The organism is Agrobacterium sp. GW821-FHT02D03, assembly GCF_059421725.1.
In genome coordinates, this window is record NZ_JBWKVN010000001.1 from 295,929 (window position 1) to 318,621 (window position 22,693).

Genomic DNA, 22,693 nt, shown 5'->3' on the forward strand with positions numbered 1-22,693 from the left:
CTCAACTCGCCTTCAGGAAATCTTCTGCAAGCTCGACCCAGAAGGCGGTGCCGATCGGGATGATGTCGTCGTTGAAGTCGAATTTCGGGTGGTGCAGCGGCGGATCGTTGTCGGTGCGCTTCGTGCCAAGGAAGAAATAAGAGCCGGGGCGCTTTTCCAGCATATAGGCGAAGTCTTCTGCCCCCATGGTCGGGCGTTCCATTTCCAGAACCTTGTCGGCACCGGCAAAGCGCGTTGCAAGCGCTCTAACGTAATCGGTTTCCGCCTTGTGGTTGACTGTCGGGCTGTAGCCGCGCTCATACTCCAGTGTCACGCTCATGCCATAGCTGGCCGCCTGACCTTCGGCGATCATACGAATGCGCTTTTCCAATTCGTCGCGGGCTTCCGGATCGAAGGAACGGATGGTGAGCAGCATTTCCGCCGTCTCGGGAATGACATTGCTGGCCTTGCCGCCGTGAAAGGCACCGACAGTGACCACCGCCGGCATCAGCGGATGCACGTTGCGCGACACCACCGTTTGCAACGCCATGATAATGCTGGCGCCGGCAACGATCGGGTCCGAGGCGCTTTGCGGCTCCGCCCCATGGCCGCCATAACCGTTGACTGTGATCTTACACTCATCCACTGCCGCCATGACCGGGCCGTCGCGCAGGACGAAATGGCCGAAGGGCTGGCTCGGATCGTTGTGCAGGGCAAAGACCGCATCACAGGGGAAGCGGTCGAAGAGGCCATCCTCGATCATGATGCGCGCCCCACCGAAATTCTCTTCCGCCGGCTGGAAGATCAGATGGATCGTGCCGTCGAAGTTGCGGCGCTCGGCGATGATCTTTGCGGCACCCAGCAGCATCGCCGTGTGGCCGTCATGGCCGCAGGCATGCATCATGCCGGGGGTTTCGCTTGCATAGTGCGCGCCGGTTTCCTCGTCGATCGGCAGGGCATCGATGTCGGCGCGGATGCCGACGCTGCGGTTGCTCGTGCCGTTGCGCAAGGTCGCGACGACGCCAGTGCCGGCCAAGCCCCGTGTTACCTCATAACCCATCTCCGCCAGGCGTCCTGCAACGAAGTCGGAGGTCTTGAATTCGGACAGGCCGATCTCCGGATTGCGATGCAGATAGCGGCGGATTTCAACCACCTCTTCCATGACGTTCGACGATGAGGACAAGGTGACGGGGTGTAGGGTCATGCTGTGCTGTTCCGTAGCTTTGTCGCAGCAGACGAGCTGCCGGAGACGTTCTTCAAGCAGCATGGATAGCAATATCGCGCGCTCTTGATAAGGCCACGTCGTCGTCCGTCAGGATTTGTCGTCTTGCGCAGCGATGAAACAGATGGCATGGAACTGAAAATGCCTTGAAACATTCAAAACCTTCTGGTCACATCAGTTCAGGAAGACGAATGCCAAGCAGGTATGGGGAGATTTCAGGGAAGGCAGGGACAATTTCGCGCGGAGGAGTTTGCGAAATGTCCGGCACCGGCGTGAGACACTCTCGCGTGACGATCCATTCTCGAGAAACTATTGATATTATATACTGAAATACGCACGCCCCGATTTCACCATGTCGGGCGGTAAGATTGTGCCTCGCTACCGTGTGCTGGTTCGCGGTGGTTCAGCAAAGGTTCAGGATCAGCGCGAAATAAAGCTTGCCACATTGTTTCACTCTCGATGAGAACTCTGAAACAGTTAAGGGTTAAAGACTAGCCTAAAGCACTTCACTCAGGGTCCAGAATACGAGCCGATGTCATTTCATATAACGCCGCCCGCCGCCGCCCGTGATTCCGAAACCAAGCAGATCGATCACAACGACTCGATCCGGTCCGTCTATTTCAATATAGACGAGCTAAAAGCTTGCGGATCGGACCTGTCTCAATCCGGCTCCCCTGCCCTCCCAGGCTTTATGGAATTCGACTTCTTCGCGCGCCACCGCGAAAACGAGAAGGAGATTCTGCGCGTCTATCGCACCACAGCGGTGGATTCGGAAAATGGCCTGACGATTACGCCGGCTGCGGAATGGCTGCTCGACAACCACTATGTGATTGAAGAGGCGATCCAGGAAGTCCGCCGCGACTTTCCGAAGAAATTCTATCGCCAGCTGCCGACGATGCGGGTCGGCAATGCCGAGGCCCCGCGTGCGCTGGCGCTGGCCTGGCTCTACGTCGCCCATACGCACAGCACGGTGTCGCGCGAAAGCCTGACTGCGCTTGTCGAAGGTTTCCAGACCCACAAGACATTGCAGATCGGTGAAATCTGGGCGCTGCCGTCCTTCCTGCGCTTTGTGCTGATCGAGAACCTGCGCCGCATCTCCATTCGTGTGGAGCGCTCGCGTCGTATGCGTCACAAGGCCAATGAGGTAGTGGACGAGATCATCCGCCTCAACGATGCCGAGCCATCGGCGGAATTTCTCAAGCAGATCGACCCTTTGGTGGACGATCCGACATTCGCGACCCAGTTCCTCTATCGCCTGAAGAACGGTTCGCAGACCTCGAACTTCGCTCTGAACTGGCTTGAAGAACGCCTCCACAGCGTCGGCACCGACGCCGAAAACGTGATGATGGCGGAGCATAATCGCCTGGCATCCGGCAATGTGACGATGGGCAACATCGTCAGGAGCCTGCGCGAGATCGACGATACCGAATGGTCCGTCTGGTTTGAAGATGTCAGCCATATCGACAAGGTTCTGCGTGAGCAGACCGATTACGAAACGCTCGATTTTGGCTCGCGCAACACCTACCGCAACAATGTCGAACTCCTGGCGCGCCGCTCTCCCAAAACCGAAGTCGAAGTGGCCCAGCTTGCCGTCGACATGGTGGCGGAAGCTGCCAATTCCAAGGATGCCTATCCGCATCAGCCGAATGTCGGCGCGTTCCTCGTCGGTCAGCGCCGCAAGGAGCTGGAGCAGCGCATCGGCTATAACCCGTTGTTTGCGCAGCGTGTGGTGCGCACCATGCGCCGGTTCAACTGGCTTGCCGTGGCCGTCCCGGTTCTGGTCCTGACGGCGATTGCCATGCTGGCGGTCGGCTGGTTCCTGGCTGAAGCCGGCATGCCCTGGTATGTGGTCAGCGCATTCCTGCTGATGTTCGCGCTTCCGGCGTCCGAAGGTGCCACGGGCCTCTTCAACACGCTTGTGACCTTCTTCGTCAAACCGTTCCGCCTTGTCGGTTACGAATTCAAGAACGGAATTCCCGAAGATGCGCGCACGCTGGTTGCCGTGCCCTGCATGATCACCAGCCGCGATGCGGTTGATGAAATGATCCGCAATCTCGAAGTCCACTATCTCGCCAACCCGCATGGCGAGATTTACTTCTCGCTGATCAGCGACTGGCGTGACGCGCAGCAGGAGCAAACCACCGAGGATGTCGAGCTTCTGGAATATGCCAAGCGCGAAGTGGCGACGCTGTCTGCGCGCTACGCCTTCGACGGCAAGACCCGCTTCTTCCTGCTTCACCGCCGCCGCATCTACAATCCGTCCGAAGGTTGCTGGATGGGCTGGGAGCGCAAGCGCGGCAAGCTGCATGAACTGAACCTGCTGCTTCGCGGCGACAAGGACACGACCTTCCTCAATGGTGCCAATACGGTGCCGAAGGACGTCAAATACGTCATGACGCTCGATGCCGATACGCGCCTGATGCGCGACGCGGTTACCAAGCTGGTCGGCAAGATGCACCACCCGATCAACCGCCCGGTCCACGAGCCGGAAACCGGCCGCGTGATCCATGGCTATGGTCTGTTGCAGCCGCGCGTAACCCCGTCGCTGACGACCGGCAAGGATGCGTCGGTGTTCCAGCGCGTCTTCTCGATCAGCCGTGGTATCGATCCTTATGTCTTCACCGTGTCGGATGTCTATCAGGACCTAACCGCAGAAGGTTCGTTCACCGGTAAGGGCCTTTACGACGTCGACGCTTTCGAAAAGGCTCTCAAGGGGCGGATCGATGAAAATGCCGTTCTGTCGCACGACCTTCTCGAAGGTTCGTTCGCGCGTTGCGCCCTGGTGACCGACGTTGAACTCGTCGAAGACTTCCCGACCCGCTACGAGGTCGAAGTCTCGCGTCAGCATCGCTGGGCGCGTGGCGACTGGCAGCTGCTTCCTTACATTCTCGATCCGGCACGCGGCGTGACCGCGCTTGGCCGCTGGAAGATGATCGACAACCTGCGTCGCTCGCTGACCCCGATTGCGTGGTTCGTCGCCTCGGTTCTCGGCTGGTACTTCATGGACCCGTTCGGCGCGTTGATCTGGCAGATCCTGCTGATCTTCTCGCTCTTCGTTGCGCCGACGATCTCGCTGCTCTCCGGCCTCGTTCCGCGTTCGACCGATATCGTGCCACAAGCGCATTTCCATACGATCTGGTCGGAAATCCGCGCCACCAATGCGCAGGTCGCGCTTCGCATCGTCTTCATTGCCGATGGCGCCTGCATGATGGCGGATGCCATCGCACGTTCGCTCTATCGCCTCTTCGTCAGCCGCAAGCTGATGTTGGAATGGCGCACGGCTGCCAGCATTCAGTCCAGCGCGCAGGGCAGCGTCTTCGATTATTACAAGCAGATGTGGCATGCTCCTGTCGTAGCCCTGCTTGGCCTGCTCTTTGCAGCGCTTCCCGGCGATAACGCCTTCCTCGTCGGCATTCCGTTTGCGCTTCTGTGGGTCTTCTCGCCTGTGGTTGCCTGGTATGTCAGCCAGTCGGCGGAAACCGAAGACCGGATGTTCGTCTCCGAACATGTGTCGAGCGAGTTCAGAAAGATCGCGCGGCGCACGTGGCGTTACTACGAGATGTTCGTCAACAAGGACGAAAACTATCTGCCACCGGACAATTTCCAGGAAACGCCGACGCCGGTCGTTGCCAGCCGTACATCGCCGACCAATATCGGTGTCTATCTGCTGTCGACGATTTCTGCCCGGCAGTTCGGCTGGATCAGCTTCTCCGACACGATCGAGCGTCTGGAAAAGACCATCGAGACGGTCGAGAAGATGGAGAAGTATCGCGGTCACCTTTACAACTGGTACCACACCGATACGCTTCAGACGCTTGGCCCCCGCTACGTCTCTGCGGTCGATAGCGGCAACCTTGCCGGACATCTGATCGCGATTTCGTCTGCCTGCCGCCAGTGGGCGGAGGCACCGTCTGCACATCTTCAGGGCAATCTCGATGGTATCGGCGATGTCGCCGGCATCGTCCGCGAAAGCCTGAAAGAACTGCCGGACGATCGCAAGAACCTGCGTCCGCTGCATCGTCGCTTGGAAGAGCGCATCATCGGCTTCTCCAACGCGCTCGCTTCCGTCAAGCGCGAGCATGAGTTTGCCTCCATCCGCGTCATCAACCTCGCTGTCCTGGCGCGCGATATCCAGAAGCTCGCCGCCAATCTCGATCTGGAAGTGAAGTCCGAGCAGAGCGCGGAAATGACGCGCTGGGCACAGATGCTGGTGGATTGCTGCGAGGCGCATATTTCCGATAGCGCCTTTGATCACTCGACCATCGATTCGCTTCGTGAACGGCTCGCCTCGCTTCGTGATCGCAGCCGCGATCTCGCCTTCTCCATGGATTTCGGCTTCCTCTATCGCAAGGATCGTCGCCTGCTTTCCATCGGTTACCGCGTGGAAAGCCAGGAGCTGGACGAAGCCTGCTACGACTTGCTTGCTTCCGAATGCCGTCTGACCTCGCTCTTTGCCATTGCCAAGGGCGATCTGCCGACGGAGCACTGGTATCGTCTCGGCCGTCAGGTCGTGCCGATCGGCGCCCAGGGTGCGCTGGTCTCTTGGTCGGGTTCGATGTTTGAGTATCTGATGCCGCCGCTCGTCATGCAGGAGCGTCAGGGCGGTATTCTCAACCAGACCAACAACCTGATCGTTCGCGAACAGATCAACCATGGTCGTCGCCTTGGCACACCGTGGGGTATCTCGGAAGCGGCCTTCAATGCCCGCGACCATAATATGAACTACCAGTACACCAACTTCGGTGTACCGACGCTCGGCCTCAAGCGTGGTCTTGGTCAGAACGCGGTCATTGCGCCTTACGCCTCGATCCTGGCGGCGCAGTACGACCCGGATGCAGCCCTCGAAAACCTCGAAAAGCTGCGCAAACTCGGCGCGCTTGGTCGCTACGGCTTCCATGATGCCGTCGACTTCACGCCGACCCGCGTGCCGGATGGCAAGGTCTGCGCTGTCGTCTATAACTACTATGCCCACCACCATGGCATGTCGATTGCGGCTGTCGCCAACGTCGCCTTCGACGGTTTCCTGCGTGAACTCTTCCACGCCGATCCGGTGATCGAAGCAGCCGAACTTTTGCTGCAGGAAAAGGCACCGCGCGAAGTGCCAGTGATGAGCGCCAAGTACGAACCGGAAACACCCGGCAAGGAACAGGCCGATCTGCTGCGGGCCGAAATCCGCACCGTCACCGATCCCGCCATCCGCGACCGCGACGTGGTGTTCCTGTCGAATGGGCACTACTCGACGATGCTGACGGCAACCGGTGCCGGTTATTCCAAGTGGAACGGCCAGGCGGTGTCCCGCTGGAAGGCCGATCCGACGGAAGACCGCTGGGGCACGTTCCTGTTCCTGCGCGATACCACGACCGGACAATGGTGGAGTGCGACAGCCGAACCCCGTGTCGCCGAAGGCGAGACGACCAAGACCGTCTTCATGGACGACCGCGCGGAATTCCACAAAACCGTGGGCGATCTGCAGAGCGTGGTGGAGTGCATCGTTGCCACCGAGCATGATGCCGAAGGCCGTCGCATCACGCTTCTGAACGTCGGTACCGAAGATCGCTTCATCGAAGTGACGTCCTACCTCGAGCCGGTCATCGGCAAGGAAGATGACGACAACGCTCATCCGCTCTTCTCACGCATGTTCGTGCAGACGGAGATCGGCAAGCGTGGGGACGTCATCCGCGCATGGCGCAACAAGCGCTCGCCAAGCGAACCCGGCACCATCATCGCCCATCTGGCGGCAGACAATGCCGGCTCGTCGCGTGCGACCGAGTACGAAACCGATCGTGCCAAGTTCATCGGTCGCGGCCGTACCCTTGCGGAAGCGGCAGCCTTCGATCAGGGTGCCTCGCTCTCCAATTCGGATGGCTTCACGCTTGATCCAATCCTGTCGCTGCGCCGCGTCGTTCGCGTGCCTGCGGGCAAGAAGGTCAGCGTGATCTTCTGGACGATCGCGGCCCCTGGCCGTGAGGATGTCGACAAGGCGATCGATCGTTACCGCCATCCGGATGCCTTTGCCCATGAACTCGTTCATGCGTGGACGCGCACCCAGGTGCAGATGCGCCATGTGGGCGTCACCTCGCAGCAGGCAGCAGCCTTCCAGCATCTCGGCCGTTATCTCGTCTATCCGGACATGCATCTGCGTGCCGATGCCGAGACGCTCAAGACCGGGCTTGCCTCGCAACGTTCGCTCTGGTCGCTCGCCATCTCCGGCGACTTCCCGATCTTTGCGCTGCGCATCAATGACGACATGGACATGGATATCGTCCGTGAGGCGTTGAGCGCGCATGAATATCTGCGCTCGCGTGGTGTGATCTTCGATCTCGTCATCGTCAATGAACGCGCAGCATCCTATGCACAGGACATGCAGCATGCGCTGGATCATATTTCCGAGGCGCAGCGCCGCATCAACCCGGCAGATGGCGGTCGCCCGCACGTCTTCTCGGTGCGCCGCGACCTGATGGATGAGGAAACCTGGGCAGCCCTTCTTGCCGCCTCGCGCGTCGTGCTTCACGTCCGCAACGGCAAGATCGTCGACCAGGTCAACCGCGCCGTGTCGCTGTTTGCCGCCAATCGTGGACCGGATAGCGCCAATACGGCTCTTGCCCGCGTGCCCGCGCCGGCCTATCCGGTTGCCGATCCAGTCGAGGACACCAACGATCTCGATTTCTGGAACGGCTTTGGTGGCTTTACCAAGGATGGCCGCGAATATGTCGTCCGGCTCAACCGTGGCCAGGCGACGCCGCATCCGTGGATCAACGTCATCTCCAACGAGAAATTTGGCTTCCATATCTCGGCAGAAGGCGCCGGCTTTACCTGGAGCCGCAATTCGCGCGACTACCAGTTGACGCCGTGGACGAATGACCCGGTCACCAACCGCCCAGGTGAGGCGATCTATGTCGCCGACGCCGAAAGCGGAAAGATCCACTCGCCATTCGCAGCCATCGGCCGTAATTCGGAAGCCGTCTTCGAAGCCCGTCACGGCCTCGGCTACTCCACTTTCCGCAGCGTGGATGACGGTCTCGATATCGAGGTGACGCAGACGGTGGACCGCGAGAAGCCGGTGAAGCTCTCGCGCCTGACGATCCGCAACGTCGGTACGCAAAACCGCCGCCTGAAGACCTATGGTTATGTCGAATGGGTGCTGGGCAATAATGCCCAGAAGTCTGCGCCGTTCATTCTCAGCAGTCTTGATGAGGACACCGGGGCGCTCTTTGCCTCTAACCCCTATAGCATCGACTATAATGAGAGAACGTCGTTCCTGTCGCTTGATGGGCCATCGACCAGCTTCACCACCAGCAAACGGGAATTCATCGGCCGCTTCGGCACGATCCATGCCCCGCAGGCGGTGGTCACGGGCGCTGCTCTTTCCGGCGGCACGGAGCTCGATGGCGCGCCCTGTGCGGCATTGATGCAGGAAGTTCATCTGAAGCCCGGTGAAGAACGCCATGTGCTCTTCTATCTCGGCGATGCCGATACGGTGGATGAAGCGCGCGCACTGGTGAAGGATATCCGCAGCGCGGATTTCGACACGGTGCTCCAGGCCAACAAGGATTTCTGGAAGGGCTTTACTGGCCAGTTGCAGGTCTCGACGCCGGATGCCGGCTTCAATCACCTGGTCAACACCTGGCTGCCTTACCAGGCCTTCTCGTGCCGCATCCTGGCACGTACGGCTTTCTACCAGTCAAGCGGTGCCTTCGGCTTCCGCGACCAGTTGCAGGATACGCTTGCCTTCCTGCTCTACCAGCCGGATCTTGCCCGAGCGCAGATCATCCGCGCTGCCGGTCGTCAGTTCGTCGAAGGTGACGTCCAGCATTGGTGGTTGCCGCTGACCGGTGCCGGTGTTCGCACCACGATCTCCGACGACGTGGTGTGGCTTGCCTATGCCACCTACCAGTACCTCGCCACCACCGGCGACAAGGCGATCCTCGAGGAGGATATTCCGTTCCTCAAGGGTGCGGCCCTGATGCCGGGCCAGCATGACGCCTTCTTCCAACCGGAAACGAGCGAGAAGACGGGAAGCCTCTACGAGCATGTGGCGCTGGCGCTTGATCTTGCCATCCATCGCACCGGCGAAAACGGTCTTCCGTTGATGCTCGGCGGTGACTGGAACGACGGCATGAACCTCGTTGGTATCGGTGGCAAGGGCACCAGCGTCTGGTTGGGCTGGTTCCTGGCCGGTACGCTGCGCGACTTCATTGCCATCGCCGAAGAACGCCGCGATCTCGACCGCGTCGAACGGTGGAAGACGCATCGCGACAAGCTGCGTGCGGCACTCGAAACAGCGGGCTGGGACGGCGACTATTACCGTCGTGGCTATTTCGACGACGACACGCCGCTCGGTTCTTCCTCCAGCGAGGAGTGCCAGATCGATTCGCTCGGCCAGAGCTGGAGCGTGCTTTCCGGCGAAGGCGAGGCCGATCGTTCGCAGCAGGCCATGAATGCGGTGATGAGCAAGCTGGTGGACGAGGATCTCGGCATCATCCGCCTCTTCACCCCGGCTTTCAGCCGCACGCCTCACAATCCCGGCTACATCAAGGGATATCCGCCGGGCGTTCGTGAAAATGGCGGTCAGTATACCCATGCCGCAACGTGGGTGGTGCTGGCGCTTGCCAAGCTCGGACGCAGCGAGGATGCATGGAAGTGCTTCTCGATGCTGAGCCCCGTCAACCATGCGCTCAATCGCGAGGCGTCCGAGACCTACCGTGTCGAGCCCTATGTAGTGACGGCGGATGTCTATGGCGAAAACGCCTATGCCGGTCGCGGCGGCTGGAGCTGGTACACGGGCTCTGCCGGCCTGCTCTACCGTGCGGCGGTCGAAGGCATCCTCGGCATCACCCGTCACGGCGGCAAGCTACACATCGCGCCGTCGCTGCCGGAAGCCTGGGATGGTTTCTCCGTCCAGGTGACGATCGACGGCACTGCCCGTGACGTCTCGGTCAAGCGCACCGCAGGCTCGTCGGATATCGCTGTCACGATCGACGGTAAACCGGTGAAAAGCACAGATCGCGCCATCCCGTTCGACTGAACGGGATAAGGCTCGAAGGGCTCTTCAAATAAAAAGCCACGGCGCTGCAAGCGCCGTGGCTTTCTCGTTCTTGGAGAGCGTTGTCGGTGTCAGCGTGCGCCAAACAGAGCCGAGCCGACGCGCACGCTGGTGGCACCGAATTCGATTGCCGTCTCGAAATCGCCGGACATGCCCATGGAGAGCTTTTCCACGCCGCATTCCGTGGCGAGCTTTGCCAGCAGCGCAAAATGTGGGCCCGGGTTCTCGTCGGCTGGCGGAATGCACATCAGGCCTTCAACGGTCAGCTTCAGCTCATCGCGGCAGAGCTTGACGAAAGCTGCGGTCTCACGCGGATCGAGCCCTGCCTTTTGCGGCTCCAGCCCGGTATTGACCTGCACGTAAAAGCGAAGCGCCTTGCCCTGCTTACTGCATTCGTCTGCAAGCACGCGGGCGATCTTCTCGCGATCGACGCTTTCGATCACGTCGAACATTGCCACGGCGTCTGCTGCCTTGTTGGATTGCAGCGGGCCGATCAGATGAAGCTCGATATCCGGGGTCTTCTCCTTCAGTGCCGGCCATTTGCCTTGCGCTTCCTGGACGCGGTTTTCGCCAAAAACGCGCTGGCCGCAATCGATGACCGGCTGAATGGCGTCACCATCGAAGGTTTTCGACACGGCAACCAGAGTGACATCGGCGGCCTTTCGGCCCGCCTTTTCGGCTGTGTTGGCAATCCGCTCCGTGATGTCGGCAAGACGGGCTTCGATATCCATGGGAGGCCTCTGTTCTATCTCAAACGATGATCTGCTCGTCCTACAGCATCGGCCCGAAAATCGAAATCGATTTTCGGAAAGCACGATGCGTCGATCAAAGAAGATAGAGCGTCCTTTGTGCGTCCAATAGGACGCACGGCGCTCTAAAGCGGGTGGCGCTTGATGCCAAGCATGATTGTCACCATTTAAGCGCTGTATTCCAAGTTTGCGCCCCCTAACGCCCTGCAAAACTTGACGCATCGGTCGTTTCATGGTGAAGGTCACCGCGCATTACCCCCTCGATACCCGGATTTCAGAAGTATGGCCATCGAACGTTATAATCCTCGCGACGCCGAGCCGCGCTGGCAGCAGCAATGGAACGAAGACAAGGTCTTCGTCACAGACAATAGCGACAGCCGCGAGAAATATTACGTCCTTGAGATGTTCCCGTACCCATCCGGTCGCATCCACATGGGCCATGTTCGCAACTATGCGATGGGCGATGTGGTTGCCCGCTACAAGCGTGCGCGCGGCTATAACGTGCTGCATCCCATGGGATGGGATGCCTTTGGCATGCCGGCGGAAAACGCTGCCATGCAGAACAAGGTTCACCCGAAGGACTGGACCTATCAGAACATTGCCACCATGCGTGGCCAGCTGAAGTCCATGGGACTGTCGCTGGACTGGAGCCGTGAATTTGCGACCTGTGACGTGGATTACTACCACCGCCAGCAGTCGCTGTTCATCGACTTCATGCAGAAGGGCCTGGTCTATCGCAAGCAGTCCAAGGTTAACTGGGACCCGGTCGACCACACGGTTCTGGCCAATGAGCAGGTGATCGACGGTCGCGGCTGGCGTTCCGGCGCGCTGGTCGAGCAGCGCGAACTGACGCAATGGTTCTTCCGCATCACCGATTTTAGCCAGGATCTGCTGGACTCGCTGGACGAGTTGGATCAGTGGCCGGAAAAGGTCCGGCTGATGCAGAAGAACTGGATCGGCAAGTCGGAAGGCCTGTCGCTGCGCTGGCAGACAGTGGCCGCAACGGCGCCTGAAGGTTTCGACGACATCACGGTTTACACGACGCGTCCGGACACGCTGTTTGGCGCTTCCTTCCTGGCCATTGCCGCCGATCATCCCTTGGCGAAAGCTTTGGCTGAAAAGAACGCCGAGATTGCCGAGTTCTGCGACGAATGCCGTCGTCAGGGCACGTCTCTGGCTGCGCTGGAAACCGCTGAGAAGCGCGGCATGGATACCGGCGTCAAGGTCGTCCACCCGCTGGATCCGTCCTGGGAACTGCCAGTTTACATCGCCAACTTCGTGCTGATGGATTACGGCACCGGCGCGATCTTCGGTTGCCCTTCGGGCGACCAGCGCGACTTGGACTTTGCCCGCAAATATGGCCTGCCGGTCGTTCCAGTCGTCATGCCGGAAGATGGCGATGCGGCAAGCTTCACGGTTGGCGATACGGCCTATGTCGACGACGGGGTGATGATCAATTCCCGCTTCCTCGATGGCATGAAGACCACGGACGCTTTCGAGGCCGTCGTAACGAAGCTGTCGCAGCAGGTTCTGGGCAATGCCCCGCAGGCCGAGCGCAAGGTTAATTTCCGCTTGCGTGACTGGGGCATTTCGAGACAGCGCTATTGGGGCTGCCCGATCCCGGTGATCCATTGTGAAGTCTGCGGCGTCGTTCCCGTTCCGAAGAAGGACCTGCCGGTCAAGCTGCCCGACGACGTCACTTTCGATGTGCCGGGCAACCCGCTCGATCGTCACCCGACCTGGCGTCATGTCGCCTGCCCGCAATGCGGCCACGATGCGCGGCGCGAAACCGACACGATGGATACCTTCGTCGATTCCAGCTGGTACTTCACCCGCTTCACCGCACCTTGGGAAGATCAGCCGACCGACCCGAAAGTCGCCAATCGCTGGCTGCCTGTCGATCAGTATATTGGCGGCATCGAGCACGCGATCCTGCATCTTCTCTATTCGCGCTTCTTCACCCGCGCGATGAAGGAAACCGGCCATGTGGACGTGAAGGAGCCCTTCAAGGGATTGTTTACCCAGGGCATGGTGGTGCATGAGACCTATCGCCTGGGCGAAGGTCAGAACGGCCAATGGATCGTGCCCTCCGACATCCGCATTGAGGAAGTGGACGGCAAGCGCCGTGCCTACATGCTGGAAAGCGGCGAAGAGGTTGCCATCGGCTCCATCGAGAAGATGTCGAAGTCGAAAAAGAACGTGGTCGATCCCGACGATATCATCGCCTCTTACGGCGCCGATACCGCGCGTTTCTTCGTGCTGTCCGATAGTCCACCGGACCGCGATGTGATCTGGTCGGAAGCCGGTGTCGAAGGCGCACATCGCTTCGTCCAGCGCGTCTGGCGCATCATCGGCGAAGCCGCCGACGAACTGAAGGCCGTCAATGCGGCACCGGCGACAGCAGGCGAGGGCCTGGCGATGTCCAAGGCTGCTCACAAGACACTGAAGGCTGTCCAGGACGATCTGGACAAGCTTGCCTTCAACAAGGCGATCGCCCGTATCTACGAACTGGTCAACGCGCTGGCCGGCCCGCTGTCTGAGGTTGCCAACGGCAACAAGGACAACGAGGTAAAGGCTGCGGCGCGCGATGCGGTGGAAATCCTCATCCGCATGATTGCGCCGATGACGCCGCATCTGGCGGAGGAATGCTGGAAGGTGCTTGGCAATTCCGGTCTGGTTGCGCAGGCGGCATGGCCGGTTTTTGTGCCTGCCCTCGTCGAAGAGAACGAAGTTGTTCTGCCGATTCAGATCAACGGCAAGAAGCGTGGCGAATTGACAATCGCCCGCGATGCGGATCAAGATACCGTCCGCGCCGCCGTGCTGGAACTGGATGCCGTCAAGGCGGCACTCGCCGGTTCAGAGCCGAAGAAGATCATCGTGGTTCCACAAAGGATCGTGAACATTGTTGTTTGATGCCTATTCCAGATGGGGCCGCATAGCAGCCGCAGTGTCTGTCGTCGTTTTGTCCGGTGCGCTCGCAGGCTGCCAGGTTCGCCCGCTCTACAGCGTGGAATCCGGGACGCGTGAGAAGCTCGCTTCCGTCAGCTTTTCGTCCGCCGGCGACCGTATCACGCAAGAGGTCCGCAACCACCTGATCTTCCTCGCCTATGGTGGCGAGGGTGCGCCTACCAAAACGGATTACCAGGTCAAGCTGGTGGTCACGTCCAGTGCAAGCTCCACCGAGGTGACGAACGATACGAGCCTGTCGGTCGGCAAAAGCAACTATGACGGTCCTTATCCGGGCCGCGTGACGATGACCGGCCAATATGTGCTGACGCGCATGTCCGATGGCCAAGTGTTGCGGTCGGCCAAGCGCACCGTCACCGCCATGCTCGACCTGCCGCAGCAGGAATTCGCCAAGATCCGTGCGGTCCGTGATGGTGAAAACCGCGCGGCGCGTGAGTTGGCAGAGATCATCCGCACGGACATCGCCGCCACGCTCAGCCGATAAGCTGCGATCATGACGGAAATCAAGTCCCATGAATTCGAGCACTTCGCCGACAATCCGGCGGAGCGCTTTCGCATTTTCGTTCTCTATGGACCGGATCGGGGACTGGTCTCGGAACGTGCATCGGTGATTGCTGCAAAGACGGGCATTGATCCCAATGATGCCTTCGCTTCGCTGAAACTTGCCGTTACCGACCTTCAGGGTGACCCTGGGCGGCTTCTGGACGAGGTGAATGCCATCGGCCTCTTCGGTGGCGAAAAGCTCGTCTGGGTCAAGGGTGCTGCCAATGAGAAGCCGCTGGTCGATGCGCTTCAGGTGCTGGCGGACAATCCGCCGGAAACCAGCTTTCTCATCATCGAGGCAGGGGATCTCAAAAAGGGCACAGGCCTGCGCAAGATCGCCGAGCCATCGCGCTCTATCGCCGCCATCCCTTGCTATGCGGATGATGCGAGATCGCTGAACACGCTGATCGACCATGAGCTTGCCGATGAAAACTTGAGAATCACGCCGGCGGCACGTCAGCGTCTGATCGAATCGCTCGGTGGCGATCGTATTGCCTCGCGCAATGAGGTGAAGAAGCTGGCACTCTACTGCCGTGGCCGAGATGTGATCGAGGAAGACGATGTCGCCGCGATTATCGGTGATGCCAGCGCCGTGTCTGCCGACGACGCCGTCGATGCGATCCTGAAGGGCGACCGCAATGGCTTCTTCCATGCCACACAGAAGATCATCTCGTCAAAGACGCCGATCTTCCTGGTGCTGCAAGGGTGCCTCCGCCAGTTCCAGATGCTCGACCAGATGCGGGCCGAGATGGATGAGAAGAAGCTGCAGGCCGGCCAGGTCATGCAGACGTTGGGCCGCGGCATCCATTTCCGTCGCAAGCCGGTGATTGAGCGCGCGCTGCGCACATGGCAGCCAGCGGCGATCGCCAGAGAGATGAACCGCTTGCAGTCTGCCATCCTGCAGAGCCGCCAGCGCCAAAGCCTGGAGGAAAGCGTGGCGCTTCTGACACTGCTTGCCACCACACTGCAGGCGGGCAGGGGCAGCTGAGTCATTCCATCGATCGATAGGCATGAAAAAGCCTCCGCGGCAGATGCCGGGAGGCTTTTTAAAATCCCGAAGCGGCGAACTGTTCAGTCGCCCTTGCCGGGTTCGGCGGAGAAATAGAGGTCGAGCTTGCCTTCGACGCCGTCCATCTCCTTGGCTTCCGGAAGCGGATCGCGCTTGACGGTAATATTCGGCCAGATGGCAGCGTATTCGGCATTGATTTTCAGCCACTTGTCGAGGCCCGGCTCGGTATCCGGCTTGATCGCCTCGGCGGGACATTCCGGCTCGCACACGCCGCAATCGATGCATTCGTCGGGATTGATGGCGAGGAAGTTTTCGCCTTCGTAGAAGCAATCCACGGGGCAGACTTCGACACAGTCGGTGTATTTGCAGCGAATGCAATTGTCGGTCACGACATACGTCATGAAGAACTCCAGAATATGCAGGCCGGGTTAGTGGCTTTCGAACACAAGCCTTCGCCCGGAATTCAGACAGGGCATTTTCGCAAGTGAGGTAATGCCTTTATGACAAGATGGCAAGGACAAAGGATGCTGAAAAAAGGCGACGACGTAGTCGTTTATTCTAATCCTCTGGGTTCTCGGCATCGGAGATGAACCTGTCCAGCGCCCGGCGTTCCTTCTTGGTCGGGCGGCCGCTGCCTGGCAGGCGCACCGCCTGCTCAAGCAAGGTCATGCGATCCGTGGGTTCGCGGGGCGGGGTCTGATCGTCATAGAGAAGTTTTGCCTCTTCGTAAGGCCCGCGGCGCTCGCCGGGTGCCTTGACGATGAGAATACGGTCCATTCGCTCGATTGCGATATCCAGCCTGTCACCGGTTTTCACCATGTGGCTGGATTGGCGCACGGGCGCGCCGTTGACCTTGATATTGCCCGACTGGATGTAGCTCTGGGCTATCGAGCGGGATTTTGCCATACGGGCGAAGAACAGCCACTTGTCGAGGCGCTGACGCCCGGCTTCCAGTGGCTGTTCCTTAGCACCCATAGGCTTACTTCTTCAGCTGCTCCTTGAGAGCAGCGAGCTTGGCGAAAGGCGAATCCGGATCCATCGGCTTTTCCTTGCGCGGTGGCTTGGCTTCGAACCGCTGCTGACCCTGCGGCTTGCCGCCGCGATCATTGCGCTCCGGACGGTCCTTGCGCTCGCCGCGATCGGGACGATCGCCACGGTTGTTGTTGCCGCGTGCCTTGTTATCAGGGCGTCCGCCTTCGCGCTTGCGATCACCCTCACGGTTGCCGTCGCGATTGGCGTTCTGGCGGTTGCCGGGACGACCTTCACCGCCTTCACGACGCTCGCCTTCACCACGGTTGCCGGCATTGCGATTGCCCGGACGGCGGTTGTCGCTGCGCTGGTTGTCGTTGCGGCCACCGGGGCACCACAAGAGAACCGGCTTCGGCTCGGCGTTTTCAGCCGCTGCCTCTTCAGACTTTGCTTGCTCAGCCGTAGCTTCCTCGGGCTTTGGCTCTTCAGCCTTCACCTCTGCTGGCGTTTCGGCCGCAGCTTCGGCAGAAGCTTCCTGTTCGGATGCATCGGAAGCGTCGGCATCGTCACTTGCAGCCTCTTCAGCGGGTGCCGCTTCCGTAGCGTCTGCCTTCGCAGCACCACCGCTCTGGGCGGCGAGGAAGGTTGCTGCTTCTTCTGCAGAGACCTGGTCGGCGCGGTAGCCGAGACCCTTGAGGATCTCTTCCATGTCATCCAGCGTAGCACCCAGGATCGACAGCATCGCCGTCGTGGTGGTGAAGCGGCGACCATCATAGGCACCCTCAGGGCGCGGCTGCTGGCCTGGCTTCCACTGCAGCAGCGGACGGATGAGGTCAGCCAGACGCTCGAGAATATCGATGCGCACAGCGCGCTTGCCAAGGAAACGGAAGCCGGCAAGCTTGTAGAACATGCGCTCAAAACCGGGATCGGTGACGACCGAGGTACGGCCGGCAGCCAGAACCGGGATGAGATCGCCATAGCCCGGCTTGCCAAGGCCGTCATTCTTCAGGGCCCAGAGCAGCGTCACGAGTTCGGCGGGCGCCGGCTTGAGAAGTGCTGGCAGGAAGACGTGGTAGGCGCCAAAACGGATGCCGTAACGACGCATGGAGGCGCGGGCGTCCTGATCCAGCGTCTTGACCTCATCGGCCACGTCGCGGCGGAACAGGATGCCGAGATTTTCAACCAGCTGGAAGGCCAGACCCTTGGCGAGGCCCTGCAGATCTTCGGCGCGCGAAATATCGTCGAGCGGCTTCAGAACCGTTGCGATCTGGTGATTGACGAAGCGCTCGATGCGGGCAAGCGCGTGGTCACGCGCATTGCCGCTCAGCTGCTCGTCGGCCAGAAGGATGACGCGCGGCTTCATGATGTTGTCGCCGGCTGCCAGACGCGCCACGGGCTCACCGAGCCAGCGGACGAGACCGTCCGAGCTCATCGCCAGGTCGCCATTACCACTGGCATGGAGACGGGCGGCGCGCGCCTCATACTCCAATGCGAGCGCCTTTTGCGCTGCCGCCTGGACGGCCTTGGCATCTGGACCTTCGGTTCCCGAAACCGGGGTGAACCGGAATCCCGCCAATTGACCGACATGATGTCCTTCTACGAAGACATCACCATTCACACTGATTTCAGCTTCAAGCATCGCATTCTCTCTTAGGCGCCTCATGAGCACAGATGTCCTGCGATCAACAAAGCGTTTCGTCAACCTTTCATGTAGAGCATCGGACAATCGATCTTCGATTTCCCGTGTCTTTTCTTGCCAGTGTGTCGGATCGGCAAGCCATCCTGGGCGGTTGGATACATACGTCCATGTTCTGATCTGCGCAATCCTGGCGGAGAGCGTGTCGATTTCACCATCCGTCCGGTCGGCGCGGCGCACCTGTTCGGCCATGAAATTCTCATTGACCGTACCGCGTTTGACGAGATCGAAATAGAGAGTCGAAATCAGATCGGCATGTTGTGCAGGCGCGATGCGGCGATAATCCGGCAAAGCGCAGGCTTCCCACAATCTTTCGACACGCTCCGCAGTGGTCGTGACGTCGATAATCTCCGGGTAGCGCCCGAGATATTCGAGTGCCTGCTGATCGATGGCAGGCAACGCGCGCGACAGACCCTGCACCGTGGGTGCCGCATCGAGGCTCGCCTGGAGATTTCTGATGGACGAGAAATCGAAATTCTTCGTGCGCCATTGCAGTACTTTGACCGGATCGAACTCATGCGATTCGATTCGTTCCACCAACTCGTCGTCCAGCGGATCGACGCGACCCGTCACGCCGAAGGTGCCATCGCGCAAGTGGCGTCCGGCACGACCGGCGATCTGGCCCATTTCAGCCGGATTGAGATTGCGGAACTGATAGCCGTCGAATTTGCGATCCTGGGCAAATGCTACGTGGTCGACATCGAGGTTCAGACCCATGCCGATGGCATCGGTCGCCACCAGATATTCCACGTCGCCGTTCTGGTAGAGGCCGACCTGCGCGTTGCGGGTACGGGGCGATAGCGCACCGAGAACGACCGCAGCGCCACCGCGCTGACGGCGCACCAGTTCGGCAATCGCGTAGACCTCATCGGCCGAGAAGGCGACGATCGCCGTGCGCTGGGGCAGGCGGGTGATCTTCTTCGATCCCGCATAGAAGAGTTGCGACAGGCGAGGGCGCTCCACCATCACGATGCCGGGCAGCAGCTTTTCGAGAATTGGCCGCATCGTGCCGGCACCCAGAAGCAGCGTTTCTTCCTTGCCGCGCAAATTCAGGATGCGGTCGGTGAAGATATGGCCGCGTTCCAGGTCGCCCGCGAGCTGGACTTCGTCGATGGCGACAAAGGCAGCATTGGTTTCGCGTGGCATCGCTTCCACGGTGCACACGGAATATTTCGCGCGGGGTGGGGAAATCTTCTCTTCGCCGGTGATCAGCGCAACATTGTTGGCGCCGACCTTCTCCACCAGCCGCGTATAGACCTCGCGTGCCAGAAGGCGCAGCGGAAGGCCGATGACACCACTTCCATGCGCCACCATTCTCTCGATGGCATAATGGGTTTTGCCGGTATTTGTCGGTCCAAGAACGGCCGTTACACCGCGGCCGCTCAAGATCATGGGGCGAAAATTCAACGTACTATCCGCGAAAACGACGATGCTGCTACTCTTCGGACACGGCGTGAGGGCGCCCGCATTTCAGTCTTCCCACACATGGCAATCAGCAAGGCCAAACGCAAGGACGAAAGCGGTTATCATCGGCGTCGCCCTTGAATTGACCGCCAATTCGGCACGCCAAAACCGCTTTTTTGCTAAGAAACGCCAAAGGCGCAAGATTCGGAACAGGTTGAGAACGAATCAGAGACGAATCGCTGACTCTGCCAGATTCAGCCTTTGTTCACGGCAAGATGTGGCTTCCGCTTTGCCGAAAGCCACCAGATGCTGAATCAGATGATGCTAAAGGACGATGCCGGCTACAGAGGCTGCCCCGCCAGCAATCTTGGTCCATTCCGGTCCGCCGTTCCGGCGGCCTGGCCGATGAAGTAGGATTTCAATGCGGGAATCCGATCAACGAGGCCCAGCCCGAAATCGCGCGCAACGCGGATTGGCCCGACATCATTGGAGAAGAGACGGTTCAACAAGTCGGTGGTCACACCCATGCGCACCGTGTCGAAGCGGCGCCAGGACTGGTAGCGCTCCAGCACATTGAGTGAGCCAATATCGAGCCCGATGCGATCGGCCTCGACGACGGTCTCAGCCAGCGCCGCCACATCCTTGAAGCCAAGATTGAGGCCCTGTCCGGAGATGGGGTGAATGCCGTGGGCAGCGTCACCGGCAAGCGCGATGCGTGGCGCGACGAAAGCACGGGCAAGCGTGAGGCCAAGCGGGAAGGCACGGCGCGGACCGACGGGGCGGATCGGCCCCAGCTTGTGACCGAAGCGACGCTCGAGCTCTTCTTCGAAGATAAGATCGTCGGACGCGACGAGGCTGTCGGCATCTGCCGTGCGCTCCGTCCACACCAGCGACGAGCGGTTGCCCTTGAGTGGCAGGATGGCAAAGGGACCGGACGGCAGAAAATGTTCTTCCGCGCAGCCATTGTGCGGCCGCTCGTGCTCCACAGTCGTGACGATGCCCGACTGATCGTAAGCCCAGTGGACGGTCTTAATGCCGGCCATCTCGCGCAGCGCCGATTTCACACCGTCACAAGCAACCAGCAGACGCGTTTCCAGCGACGAGCCGTCGGAAAGCGAAATCTGGTTGCTTTGCGGACCGGCGGAAAAACCGGAGACACTCAGCCCGTGGCGGATCTCGATACCGAGCCGCTCGCACACTCCCCGCAGAGCACCGACCATGGCAACATTCGGGACCATATGCGCAAAGGGCTGGCCTTCCGCCACGTCGCCGTCGAAGGTGAGGAAGACCGGGCGAACAGGATCTGCCGTGCGCGAATCCGTCACGATCATCTTGTTGATCGGCTGGGCTTCCGGCTCCAGTTCCTGCCAGATGCCGAAGACATCCAGCATGCGGCTTGCGGCGGCGATGATCGCGGAGGCGCGGACGTCCTTCTTCCAGACGTCTTCAGGGGCGGCTTCGATGACCTGCACACCAAGATGCGGCGCTGCCTGCTTGATGGCGACGGCAACGCTTAAGCCCACATATCCGCCCCCGGCAATCACGACATCAAGCATTGCGTCTTCTCCTGCGCCTTGCGTTCTTGTGCATATTCTTCTGCCATTATAGACCATCCCATCACGTCTTCATACAGCCGGAGCATGCCGAAATGTCGCATCCTTCTCATTCATCAAGCCCGATGGAAAATCTTCTAGCCACGCTTGATCTTGAAAAGCTTGAAGAAAATCTCTTCCGCGGCACCAGCCCACAGGTTGGATGGCAGCGCGTCTTCGGTGGTCAGGTCATTGCGCAGGCACTGATGGCGGCACAGCGAACGGTGGATGCGGACCGCTTTATCCACTCGCTCCACGCCTATTTCATGCGACCCGGCGATCCCCTCGTGCCGATCATCTATCAGGTTGATCGCATTCGTGATGGTGCAAGCTTTGCCACACGGCGCATCGTTGCCATCCAGCACGGTCATGCCATCTTTGCCATGTCGGCATCGTTCCAGATCGAGGAGGGCGGCTTTGATCACCAGAGCCCGATCCCAAACGTGCCGCAGCCGGAAAGCCTGATGAGCGAGGCGCAGTTGCAGGAGGCGTTTCTCGCCAATGCGCCACCCGCGATCCGCAAATACTGGGAGAACAAGCGGCCGATCGAAATCCGCCCGGTCTCACTCACGCATTATATCTCGCGCGAAAAGCTGGAGCCGAAGCAGGATATCTGGGTGCGGGCCGTGGGTGCCGTGCCGGATGACAGGCATTATCAGGCAGCGGTTCTCGCCTATCTTTCCGACATGACGCTGCTCGATACATCACTCTATGCCCACGGAACGACCATCTTCGATCCGACCATCCAGGTGGCGAGCCTCGATCACGCCATGTGGTTTCATCGCCCGTGCAAGTTGGAAGACTGGCTGCTCTACACGCAGGATAGCCCGAGCGCGTCCGGTGCCCGCGGATTGACCAGGGGCAACCTCTTTACCCGCGATGGCGTGCTTATCGCCTCGATGGCGCAAGAGGGCCTGATTCGCAAACGGGCAAATGACTAAAAAACGATCATTTTTTAAAAATCGCCCATAAATTGTTCGCCTAAAGCGCGAACAATTGCCCGTTTTGCGGCCTTATCTTTTATAGTCGTTACTTTTCAATAACTTATTCTCTGCCTGCCAAAACTGGCACGCCCTTTGAATATAGAGTGTCAGTCGCTGTTACTGATCTGCCAGCGGCAAGGAGAGTCGGCTCCATGCCGAGCACAAACAAAGGATGGGAAACCAGATGAAAATTGTGATGGCCATTATCAAGCCGTTCAAGCTGGATGAGGTGCGCGAGGCTCTCACCGCGCTCGGCATTCAGGGCCTGACCGTAACCGAAGTGAAGGGTTACGGACGTCAGAAGGGACATACCGAGATTTATCGCGGTACCGAATATGCGGTCAGCTTTCTTCCGAAGCTGAAGATCGAGATCGCGGTGGCGTCCGACGTGGTGGAAAAGGCAGTCGATGCAATCGCATCCGCGGCCAAGACGGGGCAGATCGGCGACGGCAAGATTTTCGTCTACTCGATTGAACAGGCAGTGCGCATCCGCACCGGCGAAACGAACACAGAAGCGCTTTAAGCTCGGCTGACAGG

At 59.8% G+C, this 22,693-nt stretch carries 12 protein-coding genes; 6 read left to right on the top strand and 6 right to left on the bottom strand.

Translation table 11 applies throughout. The features are described from left to right. Position 1 precedes the first annotated feature (1 nt). Positions 2-1,141, bottom strand: coding sequence for a M20 aminoacylase family protein (locus AC07U5_RS01400; protein WP_494723237.1), 1,140 nt, complete (start codon positions 1,139-1,141; stop codon positions 2-4). Positions 1,142-1,733: 592 nt separating this feature from the next. Between AC07U5_RS01400 and AC07U5_RS01405 the strand changes: the two genes are divergently transcribed. Next, complete coding sequence (locus AC07U5_RS01405; protein WP_494722097.1) at positions 1,734-10,226, top strand: GH36-type glycosyl hydrolase domain-containing protein; 8,493 nt, start codon at positions 1,734-1,736, stop codon at positions 10,224-10,226. An 89-nt stretch (positions 10,227-10,315) separates the two neighbouring features. On the opposite strand, the gene AC07U5_RS01410 is transcribed toward AC07U5_RS01405, so the two are convergent. Next, complete coding sequence (locus tag AC07U5_RS01410) at positions 10,316-10,975, bottom strand: YggS family pyridoxal phosphate-dependent enzyme (protein WP_494722098.1); 660 nt, start codon at positions 10,973-10,975, stop codon at positions 10,316-10,318. A gap of 300 nt (positions 10,976-11,275) precedes the next feature. On the opposite strand from AC07U5_RS01410, the gene leuS reads away from it, so the two are divergent. The 3 genes from leuS to holA are packed head-to-tail and all read left to right on the top strand — an operon-like array spanning position 11,276 to position 15,491. Further along, positions 11,276-13,906: a leucine--tRNA ligase gene (leuS, locus tag AC07U5_RS01415; protein ID WP_494722099.1), complete on the top strand. Its 2,631-nt coding sequence runs from the start codon at positions 11,276-11,278 to the stop codon at positions 13,904-13,906. Further along, positions 13,899-14,444, top strand: a complete 546-nt coding sequence (locus tag AC07U5_RS01420) for an LPS assembly lipoprotein LptE (RefSeq protein WP_062424730.1) — start codon at positions 13,899-13,901, stop codon at positions 14,442-14,444. Before leuS ends, AC07U5_RS01420 begins: the two co-directional genes overlap by 8 nt. A 9-nt stretch (positions 14,445-14,453) precedes the next feature. Further along, positions 14,454-15,491, top strand: a complete 1,038-nt coding sequence (gene holA, locus AC07U5_RS01425; protein WP_494722100.1) for a DNA polymerase III subunit delta — start codon at positions 14,454-14,456, stop codon at positions 15,489-15,491. Positions 15,492-15,574: 83 nt separating this feature from the next. Here the strand turns inward: holA and fdxA are convergent, their stop codons facing one another. From fdxA to AC07U5_RS01445, 4 genes are all read right to left on the bottom strand, one after another. Then, positions 15,575-15,913 (bottom strand): ferredoxin FdxA, encoded by a 339-nt coding sequence (gene fdxA, locus AC07U5_RS01430; protein ID WP_062444698.1) that lies wholly within the window; start codon positions 15,911-15,913, stop codon positions 15,575-15,577. A gap of 157 nt (positions 15,914-16,070) precedes the next feature. Next, positions 16,071-16,487, bottom strand: coding sequence for an RNA-binding S4 domain-containing protein (locus tag AC07U5_RS01435; RefSeq protein WP_494722101.1), 417 nt, complete (start codon positions 16,485-16,487; stop codon positions 16,071-16,073). A gap of 4 nt (positions 16,488-16,491) precedes the next feature. Further along, on the bottom strand, positions 16,492-19,569 hold the full coding sequence (locus AC07U5_RS01440; RefSeq protein WP_494723238.1) for a helicase-related protein: 3,078 nt from the start codon (positions 19,567-19,569) through the stop codon (positions 16,492-16,494). Between the two features lie 353 nt (positions 19,570-19,922). Next, positions 19,923-21,137, bottom strand: a complete 1,215-nt coding sequence (locus AC07U5_RS01445; RefSeq protein WP_494722102.1) for a ubiquinone biosynthesis hydroxylase — start codon at positions 21,135-21,137, stop codon at positions 19,923-19,925. 92 nt (positions 21,138-21,229) lie between these two features. Here AC07U5_RS01445 and tesB point away from each other — a divergent pair, with 92 nt between their 5' ends. Together tesB and AC07U5_RS01455 are read left to right on the top strand one after the other, a co-directional pair. Next, positions 21,230-22,114, top strand: a complete 885-nt coding sequence (gene tesB, locus AC07U5_RS01450; RefSeq protein WP_062424735.1) for an acyl-CoA thioesterase II — start codon at positions 21,230-21,232, stop codon at positions 22,112-22,114. Positions 22,115-22,328: 214 nt separating this feature from the next. Further along, the gene (locus AC07U5_RS01455) at positions 22,329-22,679 is read left to right on the top strand and encodes a P-II family nitrogen regulator (RefSeq protein ID WP_062424736.1); all 351 of its coding nucleotides are present in this window, start codon (positions 22,329-22,331) and stop codon (positions 22,677-22,679) included. Positions 22,680-22,693: the final 14 nt, after the last annotated feature.